Raw genomic sequence first — 25,931 nt, 5'->3', positions numbered from 1 at the left:
CGGGGCATGGCGGAAATCACCTATGTCCGGGGCGATGCCACCGCGCCGCAGGGCAAGGGCGTGAAGGTGATCGCGCACGTCTGCAACGACCTCGGCGGCTGGGGCAAGGGCTTCGTGCTCGCGCTGTCCGGACGCTGGCCCGAGCCCGAGGCCGCGTTCCGGCGCTGGCACCGGGAGCGGGCGGGGAACGACTTCGGGCTCGGCGCCGTACAGCTGGTGCAGGTCGAGCCGTACGTCTGGGTGGCCAACCTGGTCGGCCAGCGCGGCATCCGGACGGGGCGCTCCACCGGGGTGCCGGTCCGGTACGAGGCGATCGACACCGCGCTGGCCGCGCTGGGCGACCACGCGCGGGAGCTCGGCGCCTCCGTCCACATGCCGCGGATCGGCTGCGGGCTGGCCGGCGGGCGCTGGGAGCGGGTCGAGCCGCTGGTGTCCGCGCGGCTGGTGGAGCGAGGGGTGCCGGTGACGGTCTACGACGTCGGCTGAGCCGGCGCCGCCTGCGCTGACACCGCCTGCGCCGCGAGGCTCTCGGCGGGCCAGCTGTACACGCACTCGGGCAGTACGTACCCGCCCGGGAACACACCCTCCTGCACCCGCGTCCGCACGCCGCCCTCGCGCTCGTAGAAGGCGATCGCGCGGATGTTGTCGCGCAGCACCTCCAGGTACAGCTCGGCTCCGGGGTGCCGTTCGGCGACGTGGGCGCGGGCCGCGGCGAACAGCGCGCGGCCGATGCCGCCGCCGGTCCGCCCGGGGCGGACGTGCAGGTTGTCGACCAGTACCCGGCCGTCCGGCTGCGGGACGAGGTAGATGAACCCGACCGTCTCCCTGGCCTGTTCGGCGATCAGCAGTTCGGGCTCGGCGGCCGGATCGCCGTAGTCGACGGTCAGCCGCAGCTCCCACAGCTCGCGCCGCTGGACGGGCAGCCCGTCGCCGAGTGCGGCCGCGGGGACGATCCCGCGGTAGGCGGTGCTCCAGCTGCGGGCGTGCAGGTCGGCGACGGCCGCGGCGTCCTGCGCTCCGCCGCGCCGGATGGTGGTCTGCACGGGACTGATCATGTGACGAGCCTCCCACAGATTGGAGTTGAACATGTTCAAGCGAAACCTCTACAGTGCTCACATCATTTTGAACGCGTTCGAAATGGCGGGGGTGGTGGATGTGGCACCGAGCACGGAGGGGACGCCCGGTGCCGCGTCCACCGACACGGGTCGGAGCTTCGTCTCCGGTTAGGCTCGTGCCCGTGGACGACCTGGCAGCGACGAACCGAACGGACGGCACGAGCGGTGCGGCCGACAGCGGGCCCATGCCCGGCGGCCGGGCGCAGCCGAAGACCGACAAGAGCGAGCAGACCCGGGCACTGATCCTGGAGACCGCGATGCGGCTCTTCCAGGAGCGCGGCTACGAGAAGACCACCATGCGCGCGATCGCCACCGAGGCGGGCGTCTCGGTCGGCAATGCTTACTACTATTTCTCGGCGAAGGAATTCCTGATTCAAGGGTTCTATGACCGAATGACGTACGACCATGCGGCGGATGCCAGGAACCGCATGGCCCATACGCGGAACTTTGCCGAACGGCTGGAAATCGCGCTGACCTCCTGGCTCGACACGGCCGCGCCGTACCACGAGTTCGCCGCGCAGTTCTTCCGCACGGCCGCCGACCCCACCAGCTCGCTGAGCCCGTTCTCCAACGAGTCCCACCCGGCGCGAGCGACCGCCGTGGAACTGTTCCGCGACGTGTTGCAGGGATCGGAGCTGGCCCCCAAGCTGGACGCCGAACTGGGCGAGCTGCTGCCCGACGTGCTCTGGCTGCACCTGATGGTCGTGGTGCTCTACTGGGTCTTCGACCGGACCGAGGACACCGAGCGGACGCGGGAATTCGTCCGCCGGTCCACTCCCATGGCGGCCCGGGTGATCAACCTCTCGCGTTATCGGGTGTTCCGCCCGATCGTCCGCGATGCCAAGGGCCTCATTCAGGACTTCATCCTGCCCACCATCGGGAAAACCGCCGTCAAGTAACCCGCCCGAGGGCAGCTCGGACGCGTCGAGGGCCGGACCGCAGCGGTGCGATCCGGCCCTCGGCGTGGCGGCCGCTCAGAAGCCGTCCGGGTTCCAGGGCTGCAGCGGCGTGCGCAGCAGCAGGTCGGCGGCGGCCGCCGCGCCGGGGCGCAGTTCGGTGAGCAGGCCGGCCGCGAGCAGCCGGGGCGCCGTCTCGCCGCCCAGGTAGAGCGACGCCAGCTCGGAGGCGTCCAGGGCGAGGTCGGCGTCGTCCGTGGTCCGGGTGCAGCGGCCGGTGCCGTCCGCGGCGACCTCGATCGCCCAGCGGCCGGAGGCGTGGCCGAGCCGGTCCTCGACCTCCAGGACCACCCGGCCGGGCGCGCCGTACGTCCGGGCGTCGAACGCGGCCGCCACGTCCAGCACCCGCAGCCAGGTGAAGTCGGCGTTGTCCACGTACGGGGTGGCGGCGCGCGGGTCCTGGAGCAGCAGCGGCAGCGGGTCGTCCGGGCCGATGTTCTCCGCGACGACCTTGCGCACCCAGTCGACGGAGAGGACGAAGCGCCACAGTTCGGCGGCGGTCGCCCGGTCGAGGGCGAGGAAGTCGGCCACGGTCAGGGTGCAGTTCGGGTAGCTGCCGTCCCAGGTGTCGTCGACCCGGTAGGCCACCAGGCCGGTGACCGTACCGTCGGCGTCCCGGTGGACGGCCGCGAACGGCTCCTTGAACTCGTTCCCCGGCACCTTGAGTTCGCCGGTGTTCCGCTTCCACCACAGCTCGTCGCGGGCGATCGCGCCCGGCTGGGTGCGCCGCCAGCGCTCGTGCAGGTCGGGGCCCAGCTCGCGGGCCTGCGCCATGGTCACGAAGTCGATCCGCCCGCCGGGCACGGTGGGCAGGCCGTCGCGCAGACCGCGGGTGCGGTGCAGGTCGATGTTCCAGCCGTGGCCGCGGGTGGCCGGGCCGAAGCCGTAGCGGCCGTAGATGTTGTACTCGGCGGCGATCAGGATGGCGACCGCCGAACCCCGCTCGGCGGCGGCCGCGAGGTCGCGGCGCATCAACGTGCCGAGCAGGCCGCGGCGGCGGTGGGTGGTGCTGACCGTCACGGCGGTGACGGCGTCGGCCCGGACGGTGGCCCCGCCCGGGACGGTCAGCTCGACGTCGAAGCTGCGGAAGGTGGCGATGCAGCGGTCGCCGTCGAAGCCGGCCAGCATCCGGCCCGGCTCCCACTGCAGGCGGCGGAAGTCGGCCGTGCTCTCCGCGTGCGAGCGCAGGAAGCCCAGAGCGAGCGCCCGGTCCCACGCGGCCACCTCGCTCTCGGCGATCGCGCGGATCTGGAGGCCGTTCACGATGTCGACGGCCCCGTCATCGGTTGTGTTGCCCATCGGGCCACCGTACGGGCGCCGCTTTCGGGCGGCATCCCATTTATTCCGTGTCCGATGCGTGGTGCTCCCCCGGCACCACCACCCAGTGGTTGCAGTGCAGGACTCGGTCGGCGAAGTCGACGTCCAGCTCGCCGAGCAGCCGGAAGCCGAGCGCCCGGCAGATCCCGTTGGACGGGCCGTTGGCCGTCGCCGGGAAGGCGTGCACCGGGCCCCACCGGCCGTCCCGGGCGGCCGCGTCCAGCAGTTCCCGGACGGCCGCCTTGGCGAGGCCGCGCCCTTGGAACTCGGGCAGCACCATCCAGCCGATCTCGGCCACGGCGGCGCCGTCCTCCTCGTGCGACCAGAGCGTGACGGAGCCGGCCACCACCTCCGGCCCGGCGCCGTCCGGGACGATCACCTTGATCCACGAACGGTCCTCGGCGACCTCCACGACGTCCTTGCGCAGCCGCTCCCGCACCCGCTCCTCCGGCAGCGGCCCGCCCAGCTCGGCCATCATCACCGCGTCGCACCGCATCCGGACGTACGCCCCGACGTCCCCCGCCTCGACGTCCCGCAGCCTCATCGCGTCTCCTCCCGAGTGATCGACGCGGCCACGCTAGCGCCCGCAGCCGACAGCACCGGCGCGAGCCGGGCGCGCACATCGGGCCCTGCGGGCGGGCGCGGAAGCGGGCCGGCCGCTACGGGCGGGCGTAGAAGTCGGGGGTGCCCATGATCCAGAGGCTGGCCTGTTTGACCGGCATGCCGACGCGGGGGGCCTCGATCATCTGGTCGTCGCCGATGTAGAGGCCGACGTGGTGGATGTCGACGGCGCGGCCGGTGTCCGTCCAGAACACGAGGTCGCCGGGGCGCAGCTGGCGGTAGCTGACCGGGGTGCTCTGGGCGTACTGGTCGGCGGCGAAGTGGTTGAGCTGTTTGCCGCCCTCGCGCCAGGCCATCATGGTGAGCCCGGAGCAGTCGTAGCCGGCCGGGCCCTCGCCGCCCCAGATGTAGGGCAGGCCGATCTTGGAGCGGGCGAAGGCGATGGCGGCGGCGGCGCCCTCGGCGGACCACGGGCCGCCGGCGGCGGGAGGTGCGGCCGGGGTGGCCTTGGCGGCGGCCTCGGCCGCGGCGGCCGCTTCGGCGGCGGCCTTCTCGGCGGCGGCGCGGGCGGCGGCCTCGGCCTCGCGGGCGGCGATCGCCTCCAGGGCCTCGCTGCGCCGGCGTTCCAGATCGACGGTGGTGTGCCGGGCGGCGGCCAGGTCGGTGAGCAGTTGTTCGCGGCGGCGGTCGGCGGCGGTGACCGCCTCCTGCTGGGCCGCGAGCCTGGCCTCGGCCCTGGCCTTGGCGGCGCCGACCTCGGCGGCGGCCTTCTCGGCGGTCTCGGTGGCGGCGCGGGCGGCGGCGGAGGCGCGGGTCGCGGCGGCGGCGGTGGAGGTGGCGGCGTCGAGGATCTGCCGGGTGCGCTCGCTGGCGACGCCGATCACGGCGGCGCGGTCGCCGGCTTCGCGCGGGCCGTGGGCGCCGAGCAGGGCGTTGAGGGCGGAGAGTGCGGCGCCCGCGCCCTGGCGGTACGTTTCGGCGGCGAGCTGGGCGGCGTCCTCGGCGGCCGCGGTGCGGTCGGCCTCGGCGGCGGTGGCGCTCCGGGCGGCGGCGGTCTCGTCGGCGCGGGCCCGGACGAGGGCGAGCTGGGCGCCGTTGTAGGCCTCGACGGCCTGTTCGGCGCTGCGGCCGGCCTGGTCGAGTTCGGTCCGGGCGGCGGCGAGGCCGGCTTCGATGGCGGTGACGGAGGCGGCGGTGCGGTCGGCCTCGGCACGGGCCCGGTCGATCTCCCCGGTGGTCGGGTACGGGTCCTCCGTCCGGGCGGGGCCGGCGGCCGGTTCGGGGTCCGCCGGGGCCGCCTGGGCTGCGGGGAGCAGCCCGAGCAGGGCGGTGAGGGACAACAGGAGGGTCGGCAGGAGCCTGCGCGCCACGAGACATCCCCTTCTCACGGGTCCGGAGGGGACGGCGGCGGACGGTCCGCGGCGCTCGGGCGGGGCGGCCGGGCGGAGCAGGTCCGACGAATCATCCCATCACATGACAGAACGGTCACTCGCCGATCATGTTCTCAACTCCGGCGCTTTTCACACCTCGGACGCACTCCGCCGGGCGGGTGACCATCAGATGATCTGACCACGAGTCACCTTCAGCCGGGCGCACAGGGTCTGCGAACTACCGGTGGATCCGGCGGGTGTGCGGCCGCAGGTGGGGGTGTCGCCCGGGCCGGTGCTCCACCCCGGTCGGACGAACCGCGTACGTCCGATTGCGCCCCGCCCGGATCGCGCGACGGCGCTGCTGCGCCCCGAGGGACGGGCCCGCGCCGGGGCCGCCCGCGCCGTACGGCCCACCCGCCGCCGGGGAGTTCGCCGCCCCGGCCCCGGCAGCGGCCGCCGAGCGGCGGTCCGCCAGCCGCGCCTGACGCCGGGCCAGCGCCCGGGCGGCGTGCGCGTCGAGGTGGGCGGTGGCCCGGGCGGACATCCGCTCGGCCACCCGGTGGGCGGCGGGGTGGTTCGCGGGCACCTTGTCGGGGGCGCCGGCGATCAGGTCGAAAAGCCAGGTACGGGCCCGGTCCGCACGCCGGTGCAGCAGGCGCTCGCGCCGGAGCGCACGCGCCCGGCGGCGCGGGCGCGTGGCGTACCGCCAGCGGGCCCACGGGCTGCTCGGGCGGGCCAGCCGGATCGCCCCGATCCAGGACAGGCCGGGGACCATGATGCCGAGCAGGCCGGTCCACATCTTGCCCTTGATCAGGGTGATCACCGAGGCCAGGGCGTTCACCGAGATCACCGTGATCAGGCCCCACCTGGTCTCCTGGCTGGGCACTACGCCGAGCGGCACGTACCCGACCAGCAGGAGGGCGGTGAACAGGATCCCGAAGATCACCGCGTCCACCGACTTGCGGCCCTGCTCGCTCCAGTACACGTCGTCCAGGTGCAGGATCAGCGCGAACTCGTCCAGCACCAGGCCGCAGCCGATGCCGAAGACCAGCCCGAACCAGTCGATCCACGGGTGCCCGCCGTACGTGGCGAACACCCCGACGCCGCCGACCAGCAGGAAGCCCAGGCCGAACACCATGTGATGGATGTGCAGGCCGCCGGGGGTGACGTTGCCGAACCACCACCGCACCTCGGCGCGGATCATCCGGACGCTGAACCGGATGCACACGAAGGAGGTGATGAAGCCGACCAGCAGCAGGAACAGCGGCTGTTTGTGCGCGGCGACGATGTGCTCGCGGTAGCCGTCCAGCAGTGTGGTCATGCGTCTTACCTTCGTTCCTGGTCCTGCGTGCGGCCTGCCGTGACATGGCCCGGAGCCCAACACCGGTCCAACGCGCGGTCAGAACCCGCGGGTGCGTTTGGCCGCCCGGCGCGGCACGACCGGGTACAGCGACGGGCGCTCGCCGCCGACCGGCAGCTTCATGAACATCCGGGCGATCTCACCGCCGAGGTTCACCCCGATCGCCAGCGCCATCGCGATCGCCGCCGCCCGGGAGACGGACACCAGGCCCGCGCTGGCATGGCCCTGGGCGAAGGACAGCATCCCCAGGTAGAGCGCCGAACCGGGCATCAGCGGGCCGATCGCGGCGGTCACGTACGGCAGCGCGGAGCCGTTGCGGTAGCGCGCCATCAGCTGGCCGAACAGGCCGACCAGGCCGGCCGCCACCCCCGTCGCCACGATCGGGGAGATGCCCGCGTTGTACGCCAGCACGCCGTAGCTGGCCCAGCCGATGCCGCTGTTCAGGGTGACCAGCGCGAGCGAGCGGCGGTCGGTCTGCAGCAGCGTGGCGAAGGCCAGGGTCAGCAGCATCGCGGCGATCATCTGGACCGGCGGGTAGGTGACGCCCGCCAGGCTCTCGTCCGGCCGCAGCTTCGCCTCGAAGCCGACCCCCAGGTAGAGGATCAGCATCACGCCGATCACGATGCCCGCGACCAGGTAGATCACCTCCAGCAGGCGGGCCGCGGCGGTGATGTAGAAGCCGGTCAGGCCGTCCTGGACGGCGGCGACCAGCGCCCGGCCGGGCAGCAGCGCGAACAGGCCACCGGTGATCACCACCGAGCCGCGCAGGCCCCAGTCGTTGAAGGACAGGATGATCCCGGAGGCGGCGGCCGGCATCGCGGCCGCCACGAACTGGTAGAACTCCGGCAGCCGGCGCCGGGCCAGCGTGGAGGCCAGCCGGTCGCCGAGGACGGCCGCGACGAAGGCGCTGGCGAACACCAGCCAGGCCTTGTCGTCGATCCGCCCGCCGACCAGGAAGGTGGCCGCGCCGGCCAGCAGACCCGTGGTCAGCGCGAGCATCCAGCCCGGGTACGGGTGCCGGTTGCGGCGGATCAGGGCGAGCCGGCGGTAGGCGTCGTTGACCGTGACCTTCTCCGCGGTGATGTCCGCGACCAGCTCGTAGACCGCGTTCAGCCGGGTGTAGTCGGAGGTGCGGCGGCGCACCACCCGGTCGGCGGTGATCGGCGGCTCGACCAGCGAGGGCTGGTGCGAGATGCCGATCAGGGTGAAGGTCACCTGCGGCTCGCAGCGGTCCAGCCGGTAGGCGTGCGCGATGCCGAGCATCGCCGCCTCGACGTCCTCGGCGGCCTCGCCGCTGGCGAGCAGCAGCTCGCCGATGCGCAGCGTCAGGTCGAGGATGCGGGGGACGTTGCGGGTCGCACCCGCGGAGGGGTGCAGCTCGCGGGCGGTCCGCTCGAAGGCGGGGCGCTCGGACATCGGCATGCGCAGCAGGGTGCGCATCCGGTCCGGCCAGGGCGCCTCGCCGGGGGCGCCGGCGGTCAGCTCCGGGACCGGGATGCCCATCGGCGGGGTGTAGCCGGCGGCCCGCCACTCCTCGGGGGTGAGGGTGTCCTCGGCGACCGATCGGCGGCGGGCCGGGCGCGCGTCCTCCGGGCCGGGCGCCTGCCCGGGCGCGGGGTGCGGTCCGAGCGCGGGGTGCGGCCCGGACTCGGCGGGCGCGCCGGACTCGGGGGCCGGCTCCCGCTCCGGCTCCGGGGACAGCAGGCCCCTGGTCTCCGTGATCGGCGGGACGAAGGGGACGACGGTGGCGGGCTCGACGGTCGGGGCCGGATGGCCCAGCAGGCCCTCGGTGGGCGGCGCCTCGGCGGGGTTCACCGGCCGTACCGGCGGCGTCCGCCGGGTCTGACGGACCGCCCGGCCTCCCCTCGCCCGCTTGCCTGCGCCCGGTCGGCCCCGCTTAGGCACTTCCGCTCCTTGCCGCCCCTGGTGGCCGTCGGCCACCGTTCGATCTCGGGTTACACCTTGCCTGATCGAACTGCTGGACGCACATGTACGTGGCGTACCCCGGCGGGGGCCGCGGACGCCTACCCGGCGCGGTGGCGGTCGGCGGACGCCGCGCCGGAACGGCGGGCCCGCAGCAGTTCGACCGCCACCGGGACCACCGAGACCAGCACGATGCCGACCAGGATCGCCTCGATGTTCTCCCGGACGAACGGGATCCGGCCCAGGAAGTAGCCGAGCACGGTGACGCCGGCGCCCCACAGCACGCCGCCGACGAGGTTGAAGACCACGAAGGTGCGGTAGTTCATCCTGCTCACCCCGGCGACGATCGGGGTGAAGGTGCGCACGATCGGGACGAAGCGGGCCAGCACGATCGCCTTGGGACCGTGCCGGTCGAAGAAGGCGGCGGCCTTCTCCACGTTCTCCTGCTTGAAGAGCCGGGAGTCGGCGCGGCGGAACAGGCTCGGCCCGACCTTGCGGCCGAACAGGTAGCCGACCTGGTCCCCCGCCACCGCGGCGGCCACGATCAGCGCGCAGACCAGCCAGAGCGGCTGGTGCAGGTAGGTGCCGCCGGCCACCAGCAGGCCGGTGGTGAACAGCAGCGAGTCCCCCGGCAGGAAGAAGCCGATCAGCAGGCCGGACTCGGCGAAGACGATGGCCAGGATGCCGATCAGGCCGAAGGCGGAGATCAGGTTGGTCGGATCGAGCCAGGACGGGCCGAGGGCGAGGCTGGTCACGGGCGGACACTCCTGGGGGTCGAGTCTTGGCAATGAAATGGTAAAGCATTTACCAAGACTCGACAGATCCCGGGATGGTTCCCGGCCCCGGTCTGGTCCGGGCACGCGCGCCCCGCCCCCGTGGCGCGCGTGCCCGGACCGGGCCGGGGCCGGACCGGACCGGGGCCGGCGGCCGGCGGCCGGAGCCGGACCGGGTCAGAGGCCGTAGCGCTCGACGACCTCCTCGTGCCGGGCGGCGTCCGCGCCCGCCGCCTTGGCCAGGTCGAGCCAGGCGAGCGGGTGCGCCCAGTCGCCGGTGAGCCGGTGCAGCAGCGCGTCGGCCTCGGCGGCGGAGGCCGTCGGCGGCACCCCGAGGGCGGCGTACACGCCGGGCAGCGTGCCGTCCTCGTCGGCCGGGTCGGTGATGCGGTACTGCTCCCCGCTGTACGCCCAGACCGCGTAGCCGGCCTGCTGGAGGCTCTCGCGCAGCGCCGCCCACGGCTCGTCGCCTGGCCAGCCGCCGTCGATCCAGTACGTGGTGTACCCCGCCGGGTCGAGCAGGGTGAGCAGCTCGAACACCGGACGCCAGCCGCGCCGCTCCTCCTCGGGGGCGTCCTCGGCCGGCGGCGGCTCCAGCAGCGCCGGGGCGAAGACCACCACGTCGCCGTGGTTGAGCGTCAGGTCTTCGCCGAGCACCGGCAGGATCCGGGCGGTGGCCGGACCGGTGCGGACGGCGGGCAGGTCGGCGGTGGCGCCGTTGGTGCGGGTGGCCCGGACGGTGACCAGCTGCCACTCCTCGTCCACCGGCCCCTCGGGCTCGTCGAACTCGATGCCGAGCAGCGCGCCCGCGGAACGGACCGCGGCCCAGTCCCGGTTGGCGGTGGCCGCCGTGATCAGGTGCCAGAGGTCGGACTCCTGGACGGTGCGGTGGCGCTCCTCCTCCGGGGCGGCCTCGGCGGGCAGCGCGTGCTCCAGGAGCTCCTGGTACAGCCGCTGCGCGGTGGCGTGGTCGCCCAGCTCGGTGGCGGCGCCGGCGGCCAGCCGGCGGGTGTTGATCCGGCCGGCGTCCAGGCCCAGGATCGCCTCGCACTGCTCCAGCACCTCGGCCCAGCGGCCCTCGGCGGCGGCCCAGCGGGCGCGTATCCAGTGCCCGTCCTCCGGGCTGTCGTCGGCCAGCCGGTCGGCGAGGCGGCGGACGCCCTCGCCGTCCCCCGCGTCGATCAGGGCGGAGCCGAGCATGCCGATCAGCACCTCGTCGGTCGGGGCGGTGTCGAGCCAGTGCCAGAGCAGGTCGCCGGCGGCCCGGGCGTGGCCGAGGCCGCCGAGCACCGCGGCCAGGTTGACGGCCAGTTCGGTGGCGCCGGCCGGCTCGCCCCGGTACCGGTCCAGGGCGACGGAGAGCAGGTCGGCGCCGGTCTCGTAGGGCACACCGACCTCGGCCAGGTGCGCCGCCAGCTCGCCGGGCGGGACGGGCAGCTCGGGCTCCGGCAGCGTCTCGGCGGCCGCCCGCAGCGCGGCGACCTCCGCGGCCACGCCGTCGGTGCGGCGCAGCTGGGCGAGCTTGCGCTCCCCGGTCGCGGCGAGGGTCAGCGCCACCGTCCGGGCGCCGCGGGCGAGGGCGAGCCGACCCGCCGCCAGCAGCAGGTCCACGCACGGGCGGTGCGAGCCGGTGCCGTCCAGGTAGCCGACCCAGCCGGCCACGGCGGCGCCCAGCTCGGCGTCGTTCTCCCAGGCGCCGGCCGCGACCAGCAGCTCGACCGTGTGCGTCCAGCCGTCCCGCAGGTCGGCGTGGCGCTCGGCGGCCTCCCGGTCGGGCAGCAGCGCCAGCGCCTCCTCCGTCCGGCCGAGCGAGGCCAGCGCGCGGGCCCGCAGCAGGCCGCCCCAGAGCCGGTCGCTCTCGTCGATCTCGTGGCCGCGGGAGCGCTCGGCCTGCTCGGCGGTGTCGAGCAGCGCGAGCACCTCCTGGTGCCGGCCGAGCCGGTGCAGGGTGCCGGCCCGGGCGTGGTGGAAGTGCAGCGAGAGCCGCTCGCCGGCCGCCTGGATCCGGGTGGCGGCGGTGTCCAGGTGGGCGAGCGCCTCGGTGTGGCGGCCGTCGTCCTCCAGCGCGTCGGAGTACTCGCGGGAGAGGCAGTCGAAGCAGGCGCGGCCGGGCTCGATCCGCTCCAGCGTCTCGCCGAGCACCGCCAGCCGCTCCGGCACGTAGCCGGGGCCGTCGACCCGGGCGTGGCAGATCGCGAAGTCCTGCACCACGCAGACGGACTGCGGGCAGCCCGCCGTCTCCTCGCGGTGGGCGAACTCCAGCAGGTCGACCGCCTCGGGCAGGGCCTGCTCGCCCTGGTGGCGCTTGTTCAGCAGGTTCTGCATCCGCCAGTGCCGCAGGTAGACCTCGACCCAGGGCAGGCCGAGCGCCCGGGAGGCGGCCAGCGCCTCCGGGTAGACGGCGTCCACCTGGTCGTTGCGGCCCTCGTTGGCGTGGCCGGGCAGCTCGTAGATGGCCTCGGCCAGCCGCCGGTGGCCGGCCTCGGCCAGCTGGCGGTGGGCGTCGTGGACCCAGGCCCAGATGTCGGTACTCATGTGGTCTCCCCCTGCGTGGTGCTGATGTGATGTCTACCGCGAACCGCTGACAATCCGTCCGTCACGCCTCGTCCGGGAGGGCGCCGAGGGTGTCCGGGACACCCGGCAGGCCGGCCGGGACGGCGGCGGTCAGCGCCGAGACCGCGGTGCCGATGCCGGACAGCGCGGCGGTGAGGTCGCCTCCGGGCGAGCCGGCCGGGCCCGCCGAGGCGGCCGCCATGATCACCTTGAGCGAGCGGAGCAGCCCCGCCGCCGTGGCGCTGCCGGTGTGCCCGGCGCGGTAGGCGGCGAGCAGGTCCAGCACGGCCGGGCAGGACAGGTTGAGGTAGAGGCGGGCCCTGACCTCTCCGTCGGTGCGGGCGGTGAACGCCCGGGCCAGCCGCAGCGCCGCGGACGGGATCCGGGCGTCGGCCTGGTCGTCCTCGATCCGGGCCTTCAGCTCGGCCTCGCGGTCCGGCACCAGGACCAGCGGCAGGCCGGGCGGGTCGAACCGGGCCGGGACGAGCTGCTCGCCCTCGTCGGCGAGGGCGCCGGCCAGCCAGGCCGCCTCGCCGGCCGGCAGCGGGCGCTCCGGGTCGCGGAACAGCTCGCGGTCGCCGTGCTCGCTGCCCAGCTCGACCAGGCGGCAGCCGCGCAGCTGGGCGTAGCGGCGCAGGAAGGGCAGGACGGCGTAGCGGTCGCCGCGGGCGATCGGCACCCGCATCGCCCGGTACAGCATCTCCTCGAAGCCGCCGCCGCTGCCGAGCGCGACGTGCACCGCGCCCCCGCCCGCGGCCCGCAGCGCGCCGGCGGTGAGGTCGCCCTGGGAGGTGGGGACGGGGACGTCGTCGGCGAGCAGGGTGAACAGCCGCTCGTCGCAGAGCGCGGCGCCGAGCAGGTCCTGGCCGTGCCGGGTGAGGATGCGGCGCCAGGCGGCGGGCCGCAGCCGGGCGGTCTCGTACAGGCCGTCGACGATGGCGTCGGTGAGGGCGCGCTGGAGTGCGCGGTAGTGGTCGTCGCGCTGGAGGTCCTCGCGGCTGGCGGTGGGGGTGAGCCTGCTGGACTCGACCACGCCGCCGATGAACCCGGCCCAGCTGGGCAGCAGGTCGCGGGCGTCCTCGGCGAGCAGCATGCCGCGCAGGTAGACGGCGAGGTCGCGGTTGTCGCTGCTGCCGTAGGTGCCGCCGTCCTGGACCCAGAGCAGGCCGATCGCGTCGGTGCCGCCCGCGGCCCCTCCCCCGGTGCCGCCCTCGGCCGGGTGGACGGGGAAGGCGGTGAGCGGCTCGAAGCGGCGGCCGAAGGCGGTGGCGAAGCGCATCCGGGCGGCGTGCTGGTCACCCGGCACGCTGTGGCGCCAGGGCACCTCGACGTTGTTGACGGGCTGCTCGTCGTCGCCGACGTGGACCGGGATCGGCAGCAGCACGCAGTACCGGCCGAGCACGTCGCGCAGCGCGTCCTCGTCGGCGAGGTGGGCGTGTTCGGCCTTGAGGGTCAGCTCGACGACCGTGCCGGGGCGGGGCCGGGCGGGCACCGGGTCGACCTGGTACTGCTCGCCGCCCCGGCTGCGGTAGCGGTGGCCGAGGTGCGGTTCGCGGTGCGAGGTGGTGGTGACGGCGACCTCGTCGGCCACCGAGAAGGCGGAGAGGAAGCCGAGGCCGAAGGCGCCGATCAGCTCCTGGTTGCCGGTGAGGTCGCGCAGCATCCGGGTGTAGCCGGTGCCGACGGTGGCGAGGTAGGCGTGGATCTCCGGCTCGGTGAGGCCGGCGCCGGTGTCCTCGATGGAGACGGTCCGCCGGGCGGCGTCGCCGCGCACCCGGATCAGCGGGCGGTGGTCGCCGTCCGGGTCCTCCAGGAGTCGGCGGGTGTGCGAGTCGTGGGCGTTCTGGACGAGTTCGCGCAGAGCGACCAGCGGGGTGGAGTAGAGGTGGGTGGCGAGGACGTTCACCAGTCCGCCGAGATCGACCTCGGTCGTACGCAGATCCTCGGCGGGGGCGGGCTCGGGCGGGGCACCTTCAGACATGGGTCCCCAGTGTGCCAGTGCGACTATCCGGCCACCATTTCTTTCTCCCTGAGAAAACTCGGTCAACTCCGTGTTGACAGCTCAGGGTTGTCCGGCCTTGCCGCCTTGCACGTCAACTTCGATCTCCACCAGCAGTTTTGAGGAGTGGAGATGCCGCCGTCGCAACCGTCGGGCCATCTCCGGATACGGCGTCACCATGACACCATCGGGGGAATTGCCACCTGTTTGGTGGAGTTCGTCCACGCTGCTGGTGAATGCTGAACGTGCGACGTCAGGCAACGGCGCCACGGAGCGGCCACTCCGGATCGCGCCACATTTCGCACCCCAGCTCAGGGAGACCACCGTGTCCCGTATCCGCGCAGCCGCCGCCACCGCCCTCGGGGCGTTCCTCCTCGTCGGCTTCGGCGCCGCCGGCGCCCACGCCGACAACGGCGCCGGTGCCATCGACCACTCCAACAGCAGCGTCGTGAGCAACACCGGCTCCGCCAACGTCATCGGCAACGTCCACGGCAACGTGGTCGTCACCCAGCAGACGGCCACCGGCTCGGGCGCGAGCAACCAGAACAACGGCCTCGCCTCGACCGGCAACGGCGGCAACATCGGCGCTCTGCAGGGCAACGGCAACCTCGACGCCCGGGCCTTCTTCCCGGGCGCCGTCGGCTAGGTCCTGTCCGGCCCCGGGCGCAGCCACACCCTCCGGGCCGGGTGCCCACCCCGTCAACGCGGGGCGGGCACCCGGCCGCCGTCCGTTCCGGGCAGTCCGAGGACGGCCCGGCCGAGGTGCAGCAGGCAGTTCCCGAGGTCCGGGCGGGCGCTGTGCGGGCGGTTCCGCACCCCGTCGTTGACCAGCGCGAACAGGGCGTGGACCCGGATCCGGGCCTCGACCGCGTCGTACTCGGGCCGGACCCGCCGCAGCAGGCCGACCCAGGTGCGCAGGAAGTCGCGCCGGAAGTCCACCGCGACCCGGCGGTCCGGCGGGGCCAGCCGCTCCGTCTCGCTGAGCATCGCGCCCAGGTAGTCGCCGTTGCGCAGCGCGAAGCCGACGTACGCACCCAGACCGGCCGCCAGCGCCGCCTCCGGCCCGGCGGCGGCCGCGAACGCGCCGTCCACCTCCTGCCAGAGCCGTTCGCGGCTGCGCACCAGCGAGGCGGCGAGCAACTGGGCCTTGCTGTCGAAGTGCCGGTAGACACTGGGGCCGGAGATGCCGACGGCGGCGCCGAGCTGGTCGGTGCTGACGTTGTCGAAGCCGCGCTGGTGGAAGAGCCGGACGGCCGCCGCGAGCAGTTCCTCGCGGCGCGCCAGCGGCCTGGGCTCCGGCGACCCCGGGGCGACGGGACCGGCGGCGGGGACGGTGGCGGGGACGGTGGCGGGGACGGCAGCGGGACCTGGGTGGACAGCGGGATCCGGGTGGGCGGCGGCGCCGCTCGGAGAGGCCGCGAGGACGGTGGCGACGAGTTCGCGCAGCACCGCCTCGGCGCGGCGCGGCTGCGGCGCGGCCGACTGGTAGGAGAGCCCGGTGCAGGCCGAGAGCGCCGACCAGCAGAGAAACTCGGCGTCCGGCAGCGGAAGTTCCGGCCGTCCGGCGCGCAGCACGGCGGTCATCAGCGCGACGTCGGCGCGCAGTTCGCGGCGCAGCGCCGCCCGCCGGGCCGGCGGCAGCAGCCTGGCGTCACGCTGCACCAGGGTGCCGAGCGGGCGGTGTCCGACCGCGACGGCGGCCAGCGCGGCGCCGAGGTCGCCGGTGGTGCGGGCCCCGCGCAGCCCGCAGGCCAGCGCGTCCAGCCCCAGCCGGACGGCGCGGTCGAGCAGTTCGGGCTTGCCCCGGAAGTGCCGGTAGAGGGCGGGCGCGGTGATGCCGACCCCGGCGGCGACCTCGGTCATGGAGACCTGGTGGTAGCCGCTGCGGTGGAACCGGTCGGCCGCCACGGCGAGGATCTGGGCGCGCCGCCCGGGAGGTCGTCGGACCACCATGGCGAGCCTCCCTCCCGCGCTCCGGACTGCCGCCCGAAGGCTAGCAAGGATTCACTTGAGGGCGCCGACCGCCGGTGGCCACCGGCCTTTTCCGGCGCCGTCGACCCTGGACAGCCGAAGCTACCCGGGATTAACTTGTGAGGCCATCACCTGGCACGTTCAGCCCCCGCCGGCGCCCGCAGCCGGTCACCACCGAAGGGAGCGCCGCCGTGCGCCGCACCGTGTTCAACGAGGACCACGAGGCCTTCCGGGAGACCATCCGGGACTTCATCGCCAACGAGGTCGTCCCGGTCTACGAGAGCTGGGAGGCCGACGGCCACCCGCCGCGAGACTTCTACCGGCAGCTCGGCGCGCTCGGCGTCTACGGCATCGAGGTGCCGGAGGAGTACGGCGGCGCGGGCGAGAGCGGCTTCAAGTACCAGACGGTGATCACCGAGGAGACCGCCCGGGCGGGCGTGAGCTTCGGCTCCTCGGGCGTGCACACCGCGCTGGTCCTGCCCTACCTGCTGGAGTACGCCACCGAGGAGCAGAAGCGGCGCTGGCTGCCCGGCTTCGTCTCCGGCGACATCATGACCGCCATCGCGATGACCGAGCCGGGCGCCGGCTCCGACCTCGCGGGCATCGCCACCACCGCGAAGCTCTCCGAGGACGGCACCCACTACGTCCTGAACGGCGCCAAGACCTTCATCACCGGCGGCGTGCTGGCCGACCTCGTCCTGGTGGTCTGCCGCACCGCCCCGTACGACCCGGACAACCGCCGGGCCGGCCTGTCCATCCTCTGCGTGGACACCACGTCCCCCGGCTACACGGTCGGCCGCAAGCTGCAGAAGATCGGCCTGCGCACCTCGGACACCGCCGAGCTGGCGTTCAGCGACGTCAGGGTGCCGGTGGAGAACCTGCTCGGCGAGGAGGGCCGGGCCTTCTCCTACCTGACCCACAACCTGGTGCAGGAGCGGCTGGCGATCGCCGTCAGCGCGTACGCGTCGGCGGCCGCGGCGGTGCGGTTCGCGCTCCAGTACGTCAAGGACCGCAAGGTGTTCGGCAAGGCGGTGGCCGAGTTCCAGAACACCAAGTTCACCCTGGCCGACTGCGAGGCCCAGGTGGTGGCGCAGCAGTCGATGGTGGACCGCGCGCTGGAGCTGTACCAGCAGGGGGAGCTGACCGTCGCCGACGCGGCCGCCGCGAAGCTGTTCTGCACCGAGTCGGCCTCCACCGTCATCGACAAGTGCCTTCAGCTGCACGGCGGTTACGGCTACATCCTGGAGTACCCGATCGCCCGGCTCTACACCGACAACCGGGTGTTCCGGATCTACGGCGGCACTAGCGAGGTCATGCGCAGCATCATCGCCAAGTCCCTCGGCCTGTAGGCGGGTCCACAGCCGCGGCGGGCCGCACCCCCATGGCGGCCCGCCGCACCCGGACGGGCGCGGGTGCGGCTCAGGTCGACGGGTGCGCTCAGTTGGGTGAACCGTGCTCCGCGCGCCAGGCCTCCCAGCCCGCGCTGGACGCCACCTTCGCCTCGCGCAGCGCCCGCTGGGCGAACGCGGCCGGCGCGGTCTCCAGGCTGCGCACCCAGCTGCGGCCGGCCGTGGCCAGCGCCGCGCACACCATCGCCGCCCCGGCCACGCCGAGCACGGCGCCGATACCGGTGAGCAGCGCGCCGCCGGCCAGCAGCGAGCGGTTGACCTGGAACCCACCGGAGACTGTCTCGTTGATCGCCATGCCTCCACGATGCGGGCACTCGCCGGGGGCTGCACGTCGAACGGGCTCCGGGTGCGCGAGCCGAGCGCGTCCGCGAACCTGGGCACACGGCGCCGGTCCGGGCGCCCGGGGTCGGCCCGGCACGCCGGGTCAGGAGGACACGCGATGCCCGATCTCGAACAGCTCGCCGTGGAGCACGCCGCCCGGGCGGCCGAGAGCCCGCACGGGCGCAGCGCCCACCTGGTGCTCCACGACGGCGTCCTGCGGCAGACCGTGATCGCGCTGACCGCGGGCACCTCGCTGGACGAGCACACCCCGCCGACCGCCGGCAGCGTCCAGGTGCTGCGCGGCCGGGTCTCGCTGACCATCGCCGGCCGGCACCAGGAGCTGCCGGTCGGACGGCTGGAGCCGGTGCCCCAGGAACGGCACGGGCTGCTGGCCCACGTCGACTCGGTGGTGCTGCTGACGGTGGTCACCGCCTAGCGGGGCGGCGCGGGCGGCAGCGGGCGACGGGCGGCAGCGGGCAGCGGGCGACGGGCGGCCGCCGTCAGCGGGCGGTGGCGGGCGGTGACGGCACCGCGGGGCCGAACACGCTTCCGCTGACCAGCCGCAGCCCGCGCAGGAAGTCCCGCCCGTTCGGCGCCAGTTCGGGGGCGGCCAGCCACTGGGCGGCGTACCCGGCCAGCAGGGTCTGGTAGAAGGAGCCGCGGACGACCTCCTCCTCGGTGTCCGGCACTTCGGGCAGTCCCTGGAACAGCGCGGCGAGACCGAGCCGGCCCTCCTTCTGCGCCTCCGCGAACGCGTGCGCCAGCTCGGGCGCGTGCGCGGCCTGGGCGAGCGCCTCGAACTGGGCCGCCCAGAGCCCGCGGTGCTCGGTGAAGACGGTCCTGAGGCCGTCCCAGACCGCGGCGAAGCGCTCCTCCGGATCGTCGGACACGCGGTTGGCGGCGTCCACCACCGCGCCCAGGGCCGCCCCCATCTCCCCGATCGCCTCGATCATCGCCGCGTTGAGCAGCGCGTCCTTCGAACCGAAGTGGTAGCCGATCGCGGCCAGGCTGACGCCCGAGGCGGTCGCGACGTCACGGGCGGTGGTGCGCCCGTACCCCTTCTCGTACAGGCAGCGCTTGGCGCCGGCCATCAGGTCTTCGCGGTTTCCCATGACCCGAATCCTACGGAAGGACTGAACAGATGTCTTGCACGAATGTCTCGCACTGACGTCTCGCACGAGCGATTTACACATACGTACTAGACAGACGTCTGACACGTCCGTACCGTCTTCCCCATGACCGCAACCACCGGCCGCGCAGGCCGTCGCGAATGGATCGGCCTGGCCGTCCTCCTGCTCCCGACCCTCGTCCTCGCCATGGACATGGGCGTGCTCTTCTTCGCCGTCCCCTTCATCTCCACCACGCTGGCGCCCAGCGGCACCCAGCAGCTGTGGATCATGGACGTGTACTCGTTCCTGCTCGCCGGGCTGCTCATCACCATGGGCTCGCTGGGCGACCGGATCGGCCGCCGCCGGCTGCTGATGATCGGCGCCGCCGGCTTCATCGGTGCCTCGCTGCTGGCCGCCCGGGCCGACACCGCCGGCCAGCTGATCGCCGCCCGCGCCCTGCTCGGCGTCGCCGGGGCCACCGTGATGCCCTCGACGCTCGCGCTGGTCCGCAACATGTTCCACGACCCCAAGCAGCGGCAGATCGCCCTCGGCGCCTGGGGCGGCGTCCTCACCACCGGCGCCACCCTCGGCCCGGTCGCCGGCGGCCTGCTGCTCGACCACTTCTGGTGGGGCTCCGCGTTCCTGCTCGCCGTCCCGGTGATGGCCCTGGTGCTGCTCACCGCGCCCGTCCTGCTCCCCGAGTACCGCTCCACCGCCCGCACCGGCCGCTTCGACCTGCCAGGCGCCGCGCTCTCGATGGCCGCGATCCTGCCGCTGGTCTACGGCGTCAAGACCCTCGCCGTGGACGGCTGGAGCCCGCTGCCCGCCCTCGCCGTCCCGGCCGGCCTGCTGCTGGCCGCCGCGTTCGTGTGGCGCCAGCGCACCGCCGCCGACCCGCTGATCGACCTCGGCCTGTTCCGGATCCGCACCTTCAGCGGCGCGATCAGCGTCAACACCATCGCGATGTTCGCGATGATGGGCTTCTCCCTCTTCACCTCGCAGTACCTGCAACTGGTCAAGGGCATGAGCCCGCTCACCGCCTCGCTCTGGTCGCTGGTGCCCAGCGTCGGCGTCGGCGCGGCCGTCGGCACCAGCTCCGCGCTGGCCGGCAAGGTCCGCCCTGCGGCCCTGATGGGCGGCGGGTTCCTGGTCGGAGCGGCGGGCTTCGCGCTGATGACCCAGGTCGGCGCGCACTCCCCGCTGGCGCTCATCCTCGTCGCGGCGGGCGTCCTCGCCGCCGGCACCGTCGGCACCATGACCATGACCGCCGAAATGGTCGTCACCGCCGCCCCCGCCGAGCAGGCCGGGGCCGCCTCCGCCACCTCCGAGACCGCCGTCGAACTCGGCAGCTCGCTCGGCATCGCCCTGCTCGGCGCGGCCGGCGCCGCCGTCTACCGCCACCAGCTGGACGGCGCCCTCCCCGCAGGCGTCGACGGCGAGGCCGCCCGGGCCGCCCAGGACACCCTCGGCGGCGCGGTCACCGTCGCCGGCCACCTGCCCGGCCGGATCGGCACGGACCTGCTGGAGACCGCCCGGGCCGCCTTCACCGACGGCCTGCACGTCGCCGCGGTGGTCGGCCTGGTCTTCGCCCTCGGCGCCGCCCTGCTGGCCTACCGCCTGATGCGCCACCTCCCCGCCGCCGCCCCGGCCCCCGAGGCCGTCACCGCCTGACCCACCCGGCCCGATCCAACGCGAGTCATCGAGAGCCCCCGCCCCCTCGGGCGGGGGCTCTCCGCCGTTCCCACCGGCCCCTACCGGTGCCGGTAGACCTCACGACGGTTGCCGACCGCCACGACCCAGACGATCAGCACCCCGCCCTCGACGGTGTACAGCACCCGGTGAGCACGGAGCAGCCCCTCAGGCTCGGCCGTGGTGATCGCGGAGCAGGGCGGCCATCCCCTCCAGCGAGACGGAGCCTTCGAGGCCCTCGTCCTCGGCCATCGACTCGATCACTGGCTCGCCCATGGCGTCAAGGTAGCGGTTGTACGTCCATCGGCGTGCCAGGGTCGGCGGCACGGCCGCAGATCGCAGGCGGCAACGAACGGGCCTCGCCAACGGGCGGGCCGGACGGTCCACCTGGGGGTGGAGGCCGGGGCGTCCACCCCCGGGGGCGTGCGTCGGCGGCCCCCGGGGAGGACCGTGAAGGGGTACTTGGCCCGCATCTCCTATCCGCCGGGAGCCGCCGCATGTCCCTGACGACCCTGCTCTCCCTCCTCGGCATGCTCTGCTGGGTCGGCTACGAGCTGATGCTGCGCCGCCGCGAGGACTCCGCCGCCGGCACCTGGCGCGCGGACGGCCGCGACCGCGGCTCGACCCGGCTGCTGCTCGCCTGCTACGCCGCCGCGGTGCTGGTCGTGGTGCTGTTCGGCCGCGCCGGGATCGGCGAACTGCCGCTCTGGGCCCGCTGGTTCGGGATCGCGCTGATCGCCGCCGGGCTGGCCCTGCGGGCCTGGGGCATGCGCACCCTGGGCCGCTACTACACCCGCACCCTGCGCACCGTGGACACCCAGCGCGTCGTCCGCAGCGGCCCGTACCGGCAGATCCGCCACCCCGGCTACGCCGGCAGTCTGCTGGTCTGGACGGGCTACGCGCTCGGCCTGGGCAGCTGGCCGGCGGCCCTGCTGGTACCCGCGCTGCTGCTCGGCGCGTACGGCTGGCGGATCACCGCCGAGGAGCGGCTGCTGCTGGCCGCCTTCGGGCCGGAGTACGCGGAATACCGGCGGACGTCGAAGCGACTCGTGCCCTTCGTGTACTGAGCCGCCGCCGATCGGGTGGTTGCCGGCTGCGGACCCCGGCGACGGAACCGAGGGGGCTGGAGGGGCCGGAGAGGCAGGTGCTGCGCGGTGCGGTGCCGTGCGGGCTGGTCACGGGTGCGCGAGCCGGACCGGGCCGGCTCCGGCCGCCGCCGCGGGCGCTCGCATTCCGCTCGAACGGCACCTGCTTTTTGGCCAGCGTTTCCCGGCCGGTGTATCCGTTCGCCGTCGTCGCCAGGCATACTGGCCAGCACGGGCGCTCGCCCACCCTTGACTCTAGACAAGAAGGGACCGGTGGCCAGGGATGCTGCGGAACGGTCTTGAGCCCTGGCACCTCCTGGTGGTGCTGGCGATCGTCATCCTGCTGTTCGGGTCGAAGAAGCTGCCGGAGATGGCCCGCGGCCTCGGCAAGTCGATGCGCATCCTGAAGGCGGAGACGAAGGCGCTGCGCGAGGACGAAGCCCCGGCGGACGCCGCGCAGAGCGCCGGCACCGCGCAGAGCACCGCCGCCCCGCAGCCGGCCGCCACGACCCCGCCGGCCGTCACGCCGACCAACGTGACCAAGGCCACCGAGACGAAGCGGCCCGAGACGGCCGTCTGAGTCCCGCTCTCCTCCGGAAGCCCCCGGTACCGTCATCGGACGGTGCCGGGGGCTTCTGCTGCATCCGGGCTGCTCACGGCCCTCCCGGCTGGCCGTCCGATCTGATCCGTTATCTCCTGGTATGCACCCACCGGAGGAACGGAGTCACGGCATGCCCACCGACGAGCCGGGCGACGAGCCGCCCGCCGGAACACCCGCCGGACCGCCAGGCGGACCCCCGGGCGAACCGCCCGCCGGGTCGCCCGACGAACTGGCCGACCTGCGGGCCCGCCTGAGCGCCGCCGAGGCCCACCAGGCGCAGCTCACCCGGCAGTTGGCGACCCGCCCGGACCGCCACCGGGTGCGCTCCCTCGTCGCCGTCCTGCTGATCCTGCTGGCCTGCGTGCTGACCCCGCTGAGCGCCGTCGCGGTGTGGGCGAGGTCGGAGATCGGCGACACCGACCGGTACGTCGCGACCATGGCGCCGCTGGCCCGGGACCCGGCGGTCAGGGCGGCCGTCACCAACCGGGTCACCGACGAGGTCGTGGCGCGGATCCCGGTCGACTCGCTGCTCGACAACATCGCCCCCGACGACCGGCCCAAGCTCGGCGCGCTGCTGAACGGCATCGGCCAGGCCCTCACCGACGGGCTCACCGGCTTCGTCCGCGACCAGGTCCAGCGGGTGGTGGACAGCGACGCCTTCGCCACCCTCTGGACGGACGTCAACCGGCAGGCGCACACCGCGATCGACCGGATGCTGACCGGGCAGGGCGGCGGCGCCGTCGAGGTCAGGAACGACACCGTGGTGCTCGACCTCGCCCCGGTGATCGCCCGGGTGAAGACCGCGCTGGTCGACAACGGGCTCGCGCCGGCCGCGAGGATCCCGGAGATCCACACCTCGTTCACGCTGGTGCAGTCCGACGCCATCCCCAAGGTCCGCACCGGCCTGCGGCTGCTGGACCTGGCCGGCTTCTGGATGCCGGTGCTCACGCTGGTCTGCGCGGTCGGCGGGGTGCTGCTCGCGGTCCGGCGGCGCCGGGCGGCGGTCACGGCGGCGCTGGGGATGGCCGCCGGGGCGCTGCTGCTGGGCATCGGGCTGAGCGTGTTCCGCGCCGTGTACCTGGACGGGCTCCCCGCCGGGGTGGACCAGGCGGCCGCCCAGGCGGTGTACGACGCGCTGGTGCGCTACCTGCGCTCCGCCGTCCGGGTGGTGATCGCGCTCGGCCTGGTCGTCGCGCTCGGCGCCTGGATCAGCGGCGGCGGTCGCTGGGCCCGCACCGCGCGCAGCGGCTGGCACGCCGGGCTCGGCGCGGCCCGGAGCACCGCCGAACGGGCCGGGCTGCGGCTCGGGCCGGTCGGGCGGTTCGTCCACCGCTGGAAGGCCTGGCTGGGCTGGGCGGCGGTCGCGGGCGCGGCGCTGGCGTTCGTGCTGTGGAGCTATCCGACGGTGCTGGTGACGCTCTGCCTGGCGCTCGCGCTGGTCGCCGTCCTGGCCCTGCTGGAGCTGCTGGACGAACCCGGCCGACCGGACGGAGGAGCCCCGGCCTCCGCCTGAGGGGCGGTCAGCGGAGGCCGGTGCTGCGGCCACCGCCGACACGCCCCCGGACGGTCCGGCCCGAACGGCCCAGCCCGGGACGCGGCCGGCCCGGCGCGGCCGCAGGCTGGACGCGATGTCCGGAAGCCAGCCACCACCACCGCAAGGCCGGGTCGACCCGCGGTCCGCGCTCTGGCTGCTGAGCGCCTGCACCGCGCTGATCCTCGCGTACTGGGCCCTCCCCCTGCGCCTGCTCGGCTACCAGCACCCCGTCCTCAGCTGGCTCGTGTTCGCCGCCGCGCTGGTCGGCCTGAGCGGCCTGCTGCTGGCGAAGACCACCGCCGTGCTGCGGGGCGACGCGAAGCGCCCGGTGGTCTGGCTGTCGTTCCTGATCTTCCTCGCGATGACCATCTTCTCCGCGACCTACTACGTCATGGCCGCCCGTCCGGGCGATTTCGAGGGGCTGGTCACCCGGCTCGACGCCCTGTACTTCACCGTCGTCACCCTGGCCACCGTCGGCTACGGCGACATCACCCCGGCCGGCCAGGCCCCTCGCCTCGTGGTGATCCTGCAGATCGGGTACACCTTCGTCTTCCTCGCCACGGCGGCGGGGACGCTGTCGCGGACGATCCGGGCGAACGTCGAGACCCGTAGCCACCGCAAGCCGTGACGTTGTCCACAGGCTGTGGACGGCCACGCCCGATCGGTCAGGATTCGAGAAGCACGCCCGCGCGGCCACACCTAGCATCGGCGCCATGGACATCACCATTCACACCAGCGTCCTCCCGCACGACGACCCGGACGCGTCCCTGGTCTTCTACCGCGACGTCCTCGGCTTCGAGGTCCGCGGCGACGTCGGGCAGGGCAAGATGCGCTGGATCACCGTCGGCCCCGCCGACCGGCCCGACACCTCCATCCTCCTGGCACCGCCGGCCGTCGACCCCGGGGTCACCGAGGACGAGCGCCGCACCATCGCCGAGATGATGGCCAAGGGCACCTACGGCTGGATCCTGCTGGCCACCCGGGACCTCGACGGCACCTTCCGGGCGGTGCAGGCCGGCGGCGCCGAGGTCGTCCAGGAGCCGACCGAGCAGCCGTACGGCATGCGCGACTGCGCCTTCCGCGACCCCGCCGGCAACCTGATCCGCATCCAGGAGCTGCGCTGAGCCGTCCGGCCGAGCGCCGACCGTGCGGGCCGCGCGGCCCCTGACGGCCGCCACGGCCGCGACGGCCGGAGTCGGGCCCGGTGAGAGGAGTCCTCCCGTGTGCCACCCCTCGTGGGCCCGCGCCCGCGCGGCGGCGCAGCGCCTGAAGGACCTCGCGCGGCTGCGCCGCGTCCGGGACCGGATCGACCGCGAGTACGCGCGGCCGCTGGACGTCCTGGCGCTCGCGCGCGACGCCGGCCTGGCGGCCGGACAGCTCAGCCGCGAGTTCCGGCTGGCCTACGGCGACTCGCCGTACGGCTACCTGACGGCGCGCCGCGTCGAGCGCGCGGCCGCGTTCCTGCGCCGCGGCGGCCTCGGCGTCACCGCGGTCCGCCGCGCGGTCGGCTGCACCTCGCCGGACGCCTTCCGCACCCGCTTCACCGGACTGGTCGGCATGCCGCCCGACGACTACCGGCGCCGCGCGCGACGGGCCGCCGGACCGGTCAGAATTCGAGAAGCCCCGGCCGCCGGGCCGCACCTAGCGTGGAGGACATGACTTCCATCGACTCCCTCGTCCTCGACGTGGCCGACCCCACGGCCGCCCGCAGCTTCTACACCACCGCCTTCGGCCTGGACACCCAGCTGCGCCTGCGGGCCTCGCAGGAGCCGACCACCGGTTTCCGCGGGTTCACGCTGTCGCTCACGGTGTCCCGACCCGCCACCGTCAACGGCTTCGTCGACGCCGCCCTCGACGCCGGCGCCACCGCCCTCAAACCCGCCGCGAAGTCGCTCTGGGGCTACGGCGGCGTCGTCCAGGCCCCGGACGGGACGATCTGGAAGATCGCGACCTCCGCGAAGAAGGACACCGGCCCGGCCACCCGGCAGATCGACCAGCTCGTGCTCCTGCTGGGAGTCGCGGACGTCTCCGCGAGCAAGCGGTTCTACGTCGACCGCGGCCTCACCGTGGCGAAGAGCTTCGGGCCGGTGTACGTCGAGTTCGCCACCGGGTCGAGCCCGGTCAAGCTCGCGCTGTACAAGCGCCGGGCCCTCGCCAAGGACGCCGGCGTCTCCCCCGACGGCAGCGGATCGCACCGGCTCGTGATCGGCGGCACCGCCGGAACCTTCACCGACCCGGACGGGTTCGCCTGGGCGGCCGAGCGGCCCGCGGCCGCGCGCTGAACC

General features: G+C 74.3%; 26 protein-coding genes. 13 read left to right on the top strand and 13 right to left on the bottom strand.

Annotated features, from left to right (window positions below):
• The first annotated feature begins 6 nt into the window (after window positions 1–6).
• Window positions 7–486, top strand: coding sequence for a macro domain-containing protein (locus AB0O19_RS04220; RefSeq protein ID WP_363617705.1), 480 nt, complete (start codon window positions 7–9; stop codon window positions 484–486).
• Here AB0O19_RS04220 and AB0O19_RS04215 read toward each other — a convergent pair.
• Window positions 471–1,043 (bottom strand): GNAT family N-acetyltransferase, encoded by a 573-nt coding sequence (locus AB0O19_RS04215; protein WP_363617704.1) that lies wholly within the window; start codon window positions 1,041–1,043, stop codon window positions 471–473. The genes AB0O19_RS04220 and AB0O19_RS04215 overlap by 16 nt on opposite strands.
• 194 nt (window positions 1,044–1,237) lie before the next feature.
• On the opposite strand from AB0O19_RS04215, the gene AB0O19_RS04210 reads away from it, so the two are divergent.
• Window positions 1,238–2,014 (top strand): TetR family transcriptional regulator, encoded by a 777-nt coding sequence (locus tag AB0O19_RS04210; protein ID WP_363582390.1) that lies wholly within the window; start codon window positions 1,238–1,240, stop codon window positions 2,012–2,014.
• A gap of 75 nt (window positions 2,015–2,089) precedes the next feature.
• On the opposite strand, the gene AB0O19_RS04205 is transcribed toward AB0O19_RS04210, so the two are convergent.
• The 9 genes from AB0O19_RS04205 to AB0O19_RS04165 all read right to left on the bottom strand — a co-directional run bounded on the left by AB0O19_RS04205 (window position 2,090) and on the right by AB0O19_RS04165 (window position 14,152).
• A complete protein-coding gene (locus AB0O19_RS04205) occupies window positions 2,090–3,370 on the bottom strand; it encodes a GNAT family N-acetyltransferase (RefSeq protein WP_363617702.1) in 1,281 nt (426 codons plus the stop codon).
• A gap of 40 nt (window positions 3,371–3,410) precedes the next feature.
• Window positions 3,411–3,932, bottom strand: coding sequence for a GNAT family N-acetyltransferase (locus tag AB0O19_RS04200; protein ID WP_363617700.1), 522 nt, complete (start codon window positions 3,930–3,932; stop codon window positions 3,411–3,413).
• Between the two features lie 115 nt (window positions 3,933–4,047).
• Entirely contained in the window at window positions 4,048–5,319 is a 1,272-nt protein-coding gene (locus AB0O19_RS04195) for a C40 family peptidase (RefSeq protein WP_363617698.1), read from the bottom strand.
• A 238-nt stretch (window positions 5,320–5,557) separates the two neighbouring features.
• Window positions 5,558–6,640, bottom strand: coding sequence for a hypothetical protein (locus AB0O19_RS04190; protein ID WP_363617696.1), 1,083 nt, complete (start codon window positions 6,638–6,640; stop codon window positions 5,558–5,560).
• A gap of 78 nt (window positions 6,641–6,718) precedes the next feature.
• Window positions 6,719–8,494, bottom strand: coding sequence for a threonine/serine exporter family protein (locus AB0O19_RS04185; RefSeq protein ID WP_363617694.1), 1,776 nt, complete (start codon window positions 8,492–8,494; stop codon window positions 6,719–6,721).
• A gap of 209 nt (window positions 8,495–8,703) precedes the next feature.
• The gene (locus AB0O19_RS04180; protein WP_363617692.1) at window positions 8,704–9,357 is read right to left on the bottom strand and encodes a VTT domain-containing protein; all 654 of its coding nucleotides are present in this window, start codon (window positions 9,355–9,357) and stop codon (window positions 8,704–8,706) included.
• Between the two features lie 195 nt (window positions 9,358–9,552).
• Window positions 9,553–11,910 carry a hypothetical protein gene (locus AB0O19_RS04175; RefSeq protein ID WP_363617690.1) on the bottom strand — a complete coding sequence of 786 codons (2,358 nt, stop codon included), beginning with the start codon at window positions 11,908–11,910 and terminating at the stop codon, window positions 9,553–9,555.
• Window positions 11,911–11,971: 61 nt separating this feature from the next.
• Entirely contained in the window at window positions 11,972–13,909 is a 1,938-nt protein-coding gene (locus AB0O19_RS04170; RefSeq protein ID WP_363617688.1) for an ATP-binding protein, read from the bottom strand.
• An 81-nt stretch (window positions 13,910–13,990) separates the two neighbouring features.
• Window positions 13,991–14,152 (bottom strand): hypothetical protein, encoded by a 162-nt coding sequence (locus AB0O19_RS04165; RefSeq protein ID WP_363617686.1) that lies wholly within the window; start codon window positions 14,150–14,152, stop codon window positions 13,991–13,993.
• A 100-nt stretch (window positions 14,153–14,252) separates the two neighbouring features.
• Between AB0O19_RS04165 and AB0O19_RS04160 the strand changes: the two genes are divergently transcribed.
• Entirely contained in the window at window positions 14,253–14,573 is a 321-nt protein-coding gene (locus AB0O19_RS04160; RefSeq protein ID WP_363617684.1) for a hypothetical protein, read from the top strand.
• A 53-nt stretch (window positions 14,574–14,626) separates the two neighbouring features.
• On the opposite strand, the gene AB0O19_RS04155 is transcribed toward AB0O19_RS04160, so the two are convergent.
• The gene (locus AB0O19_RS04155; RefSeq protein WP_363617682.1) at window positions 14,627–15,880 is read right to left on the bottom strand and encodes a TetR family transcriptional regulator; all 1,254 of its coding nucleotides are present in this window, start codon (window positions 15,878–15,880) and stop codon (window positions 14,627–14,629) included.
• A 209-nt stretch (window positions 15,881–16,089) separates the two neighbouring features.
• Here AB0O19_RS04155 and AB0O19_RS04150 point away from each other — a divergent pair, with 209 nt between their 5' ends.
• Complete coding sequence (locus AB0O19_RS04150) at window positions 16,090–17,247, top strand: acyl-CoA dehydrogenase family protein (RefSeq protein WP_363617680.1); 1,158 nt, start codon at window positions 16,090–16,092, stop codon at window positions 17,245–17,247.
• Between the two features lie 88 nt (window positions 17,248–17,335).
• On the opposite strand, the gene AB0O19_RS04145 is transcribed toward AB0O19_RS04150, so the two are convergent.
• On the bottom strand, window positions 17,336–17,602 hold the full coding sequence (locus AB0O19_RS04145) for a hypothetical protein (RefSeq protein ID WP_063348761.1): 267 nt from the start codon (window positions 17,600–17,602) through the stop codon (window positions 17,336–17,338).
• Between the two features lie 144 nt (window positions 17,603–17,746).
• Between AB0O19_RS04145 and AB0O19_RS04140 the strand changes: the two genes are divergently transcribed.
• A complete protein-coding gene (locus tag AB0O19_RS04140; protein WP_363582412.1) occupies window positions 17,747–18,064 on the top strand; it encodes a cupin in 318 nt (105 codons plus the stop codon).
• 64 nt (window positions 18,065–18,128) lie between these two features.
• Here the strand turns inward: AB0O19_RS04140 and AB0O19_RS04135 are convergent, their stop codons facing one another.
• Window positions 18,129–18,740, bottom strand: a complete 612-nt coding sequence (locus tag AB0O19_RS04135; RefSeq protein WP_363617678.1) for a TetR/AcrR family transcriptional regulator — start codon at window positions 18,738–18,740, stop codon at window positions 18,129–18,131.
• Window positions 18,741–18,863: 123 nt separating this feature from the next.
• Here AB0O19_RS04135 and AB0O19_RS04130 point away from each other — a divergent pair, with 123 nt between their 5' ends.
• The 8 genes from AB0O19_RS04130 to AB0O19_RS04095 all read left to right on the top strand — a co-directional run bounded on the left by AB0O19_RS04130 (window position 18,864) and on the right by AB0O19_RS04095 (window position 25,928).
• Window positions 18,864–20,408 (top strand): MFS transporter, encoded by a 1,545-nt coding sequence (locus AB0O19_RS04130; protein WP_363617676.1) that lies wholly within the window; start codon window positions 18,864–18,866, stop codon window positions 20,406–20,408.
• A 515-nt stretch (window positions 20,409–20,923) separates the two neighbouring features.
• Window positions 20,924–21,493 carry an isoprenylcysteine carboxylmethyltransferase family protein gene (locus AB0O19_RS04125; protein ID WP_363582420.1) on the top strand — a complete coding sequence of 190 codons (570 nt, stop codon included), beginning with the start codon at window positions 20,924–20,926 and terminating at the stop codon, window positions 21,491–21,493.
• A 301-nt stretch (window positions 21,494–21,794) separates the two neighbouring features.
• The gene (gene tatA / locus AB0O19_RS04120) at window positions 21,795–22,091 is read left to right on the top strand and encodes a Sec-independent protein translocase subunit TatA (RefSeq protein ID WP_063348755.1); all 297 of its coding nucleotides are present in this window, start codon (window positions 21,795–21,797) and stop codon (window positions 22,089–22,091) included.
• 151 nt (window positions 22,092–22,242) lie between these two features.
• The gene (locus AB0O19_RS04115) at window positions 22,243–23,625 is read left to right on the top strand and encodes a hypothetical protein (RefSeq protein ID WP_363617674.1); all 1,383 of its coding nucleotides are present in this window, start codon (window positions 22,243–22,245) and stop codon (window positions 23,623–23,625) included.
• Between the two features lie 115 nt (window positions 23,626–23,740).
• Entirely contained in the window at window positions 23,741–24,274 is a 534-nt protein-coding gene (locus tag AB0O19_RS04110) for a potassium channel family protein (RefSeq protein WP_363617672.1), read from the top strand.
• An 85-nt stretch (window positions 24,275–24,359) separates the two neighbouring features.
• The gene (locus tag AB0O19_RS04105) at window positions 24,360–24,770 is read left to right on the top strand and encodes a VOC family protein (RefSeq protein ID WP_363582426.1); all 411 of its coding nucleotides are present in this window, start codon (window positions 24,360–24,362) and stop codon (window positions 24,768–24,770) included.
• Between the two features lie 97 nt (window positions 24,771–24,867).
• Window positions 24,868–25,305, top strand: coding sequence for an AraC family transcriptional regulator (locus AB0O19_RS04100; RefSeq protein WP_363617670.1), 438 nt, complete (start codon window positions 24,868–24,870; stop codon window positions 25,303–25,305).
• Window positions 25,302–25,928, top strand: a complete 627-nt coding sequence (locus AB0O19_RS04095; RefSeq protein ID WP_363617669.1) for a glyoxalase — start codon at window positions 25,302–25,304, stop codon at window positions 25,926–25,928. The genes AB0O19_RS04100 and AB0O19_RS04095 overlap by 4 nt, the downstream gene beginning before the upstream one ends.
• The last annotated feature ends 3 nt before the right edge of the window (window positions 25,929–25,931 follow it).

The sequence above is a fragment of the Kitasatospora sp. NPDC091276 genome (assembly GCF_040684355.1).
GTDB lineage: Bacteria > Actinomycetota > Actinomycetes > Streptomycetales > Streptomycetaceae > Kitasatospora.
Note: the sequence above shows the minus strand (reverse complement) of the source record. Positions and strands in the feature narration are given on the sequence as shown.

Excerpts from the sequence above, each read along its gene's own strand:
- AB0O19_RS04190 (WP_363617696.1), bottom strand. The coding sequence starts at position 6,640 with ATGACCACACTGCTGGACGGCTACCGCGAGCACATCGTCGCCGCGCAC.
- AB0O19_RS04125 (WP_363582420.1), top strand. The coding sequence starts at position 20,924 with ATGTCCCTGACGACCCTGCTCTCCCTCCTCGGCATGCTCTGCTGGGTC.
- AB0O19_RS04115 (WP_363617674.1), top strand. The coding sequence starts at position 22,243 with ATGCCCACCGACGAGCCGGGCGACGAGCCGCCCGCCGGAACACCCGCC.
- AB0O19_RS04155 (WP_363617682.1), bottom strand. The coding sequence starts at position 15,880 with ATGGTGGTCCGACGACCTCCCGGGCGGCGCGCCCAGATCCTCGCCGTG.
- AB0O19_RS04130 (WP_363617676.1), top strand. The coding sequence starts at position 18,864 with ATGACCGCAACCACCGGCCGCGCAGGCCGTCGCGAATGGATCGGCCTG.
- AB0O19_RS04175 (WP_363617690.1), bottom strand. The coding sequence starts at position 11,910 with ATGAGTACCGACATCTGGGCCTGGGTCCACGACGCCCACCGCCAGCTG.
- AB0O19_RS04220 (WP_363617705.1), top strand. The coding sequence starts at position 7 with ATGGCGGAAATCACCTATGTCCGGGGCGATGCCACCGCGCCGCAGGGC.
- tatA (WP_063348755.1), top strand. The coding sequence starts at position 21,795 with ATGCTGCGGAACGGTCTTGAGCCCTGGCACCTCCTGGTGGTGCTGGCG.
- AB0O19_RS04140 (WP_363582412.1), top strand. The coding sequence starts at position 17,747 with ATGCCCGATCTCGAACAGCTCGCCGTGGAGCACGCCGCCCGGGCGGCC.
- AB0O19_RS04110 (WP_363617672.1), top strand. The coding sequence starts at position 23,741 with ATGTCCGGAAGCCAGCCACCACCACCGCAAGGCCGGGTCGACCCGCGG.
- AB0O19_RS04170 (WP_363617688.1), bottom strand. The coding sequence starts at position 13,909 with ATGTCTGAAGGTGCCCCGCCCGAGCCCGCCCCCGCCGAGGATCTGCGT.
- AB0O19_RS04135 (WP_363617678.1), bottom strand. The coding sequence starts at position 18,740 with ATGGGAAACCGCGAAGACCTGATGGCCGGCGCCAAGCGCTGCCTGTAC.
- AB0O19_RS04145 (WP_063348761.1), bottom strand. The coding sequence starts at position 17,602 with ATGGCGATCAACGAGACAGTCTCCGGTGGGTTCCAGGTCAACCGCTCG.
- AB0O19_RS04095 (WP_363617669.1), top strand. The coding sequence starts at position 25,302 with ATGACTTCCATCGACTCCCTCGTCCTCGACGTGGCCGACCCCACGGCC.
- AB0O19_RS04205 (WP_363617702.1), bottom strand. The coding sequence starts at position 3,370 with ATGGGCAACACAACCGATGACGGGGCCGTCGACATCGTGAACGGCCTC.
- AB0O19_RS04200 (WP_363617700.1), bottom strand. The coding sequence starts at position 3,932 with ATGAGGCTGCGGGACGTCGAGGCGGGGGACGTCGGGGCGTACGTCCGG.
- AB0O19_RS04105 (WP_363582426.1), top strand. The coding sequence starts at position 24,360 with ATGGACATCACCATTCACACCAGCGTCCTCCCGCACGACGACCCGGAC.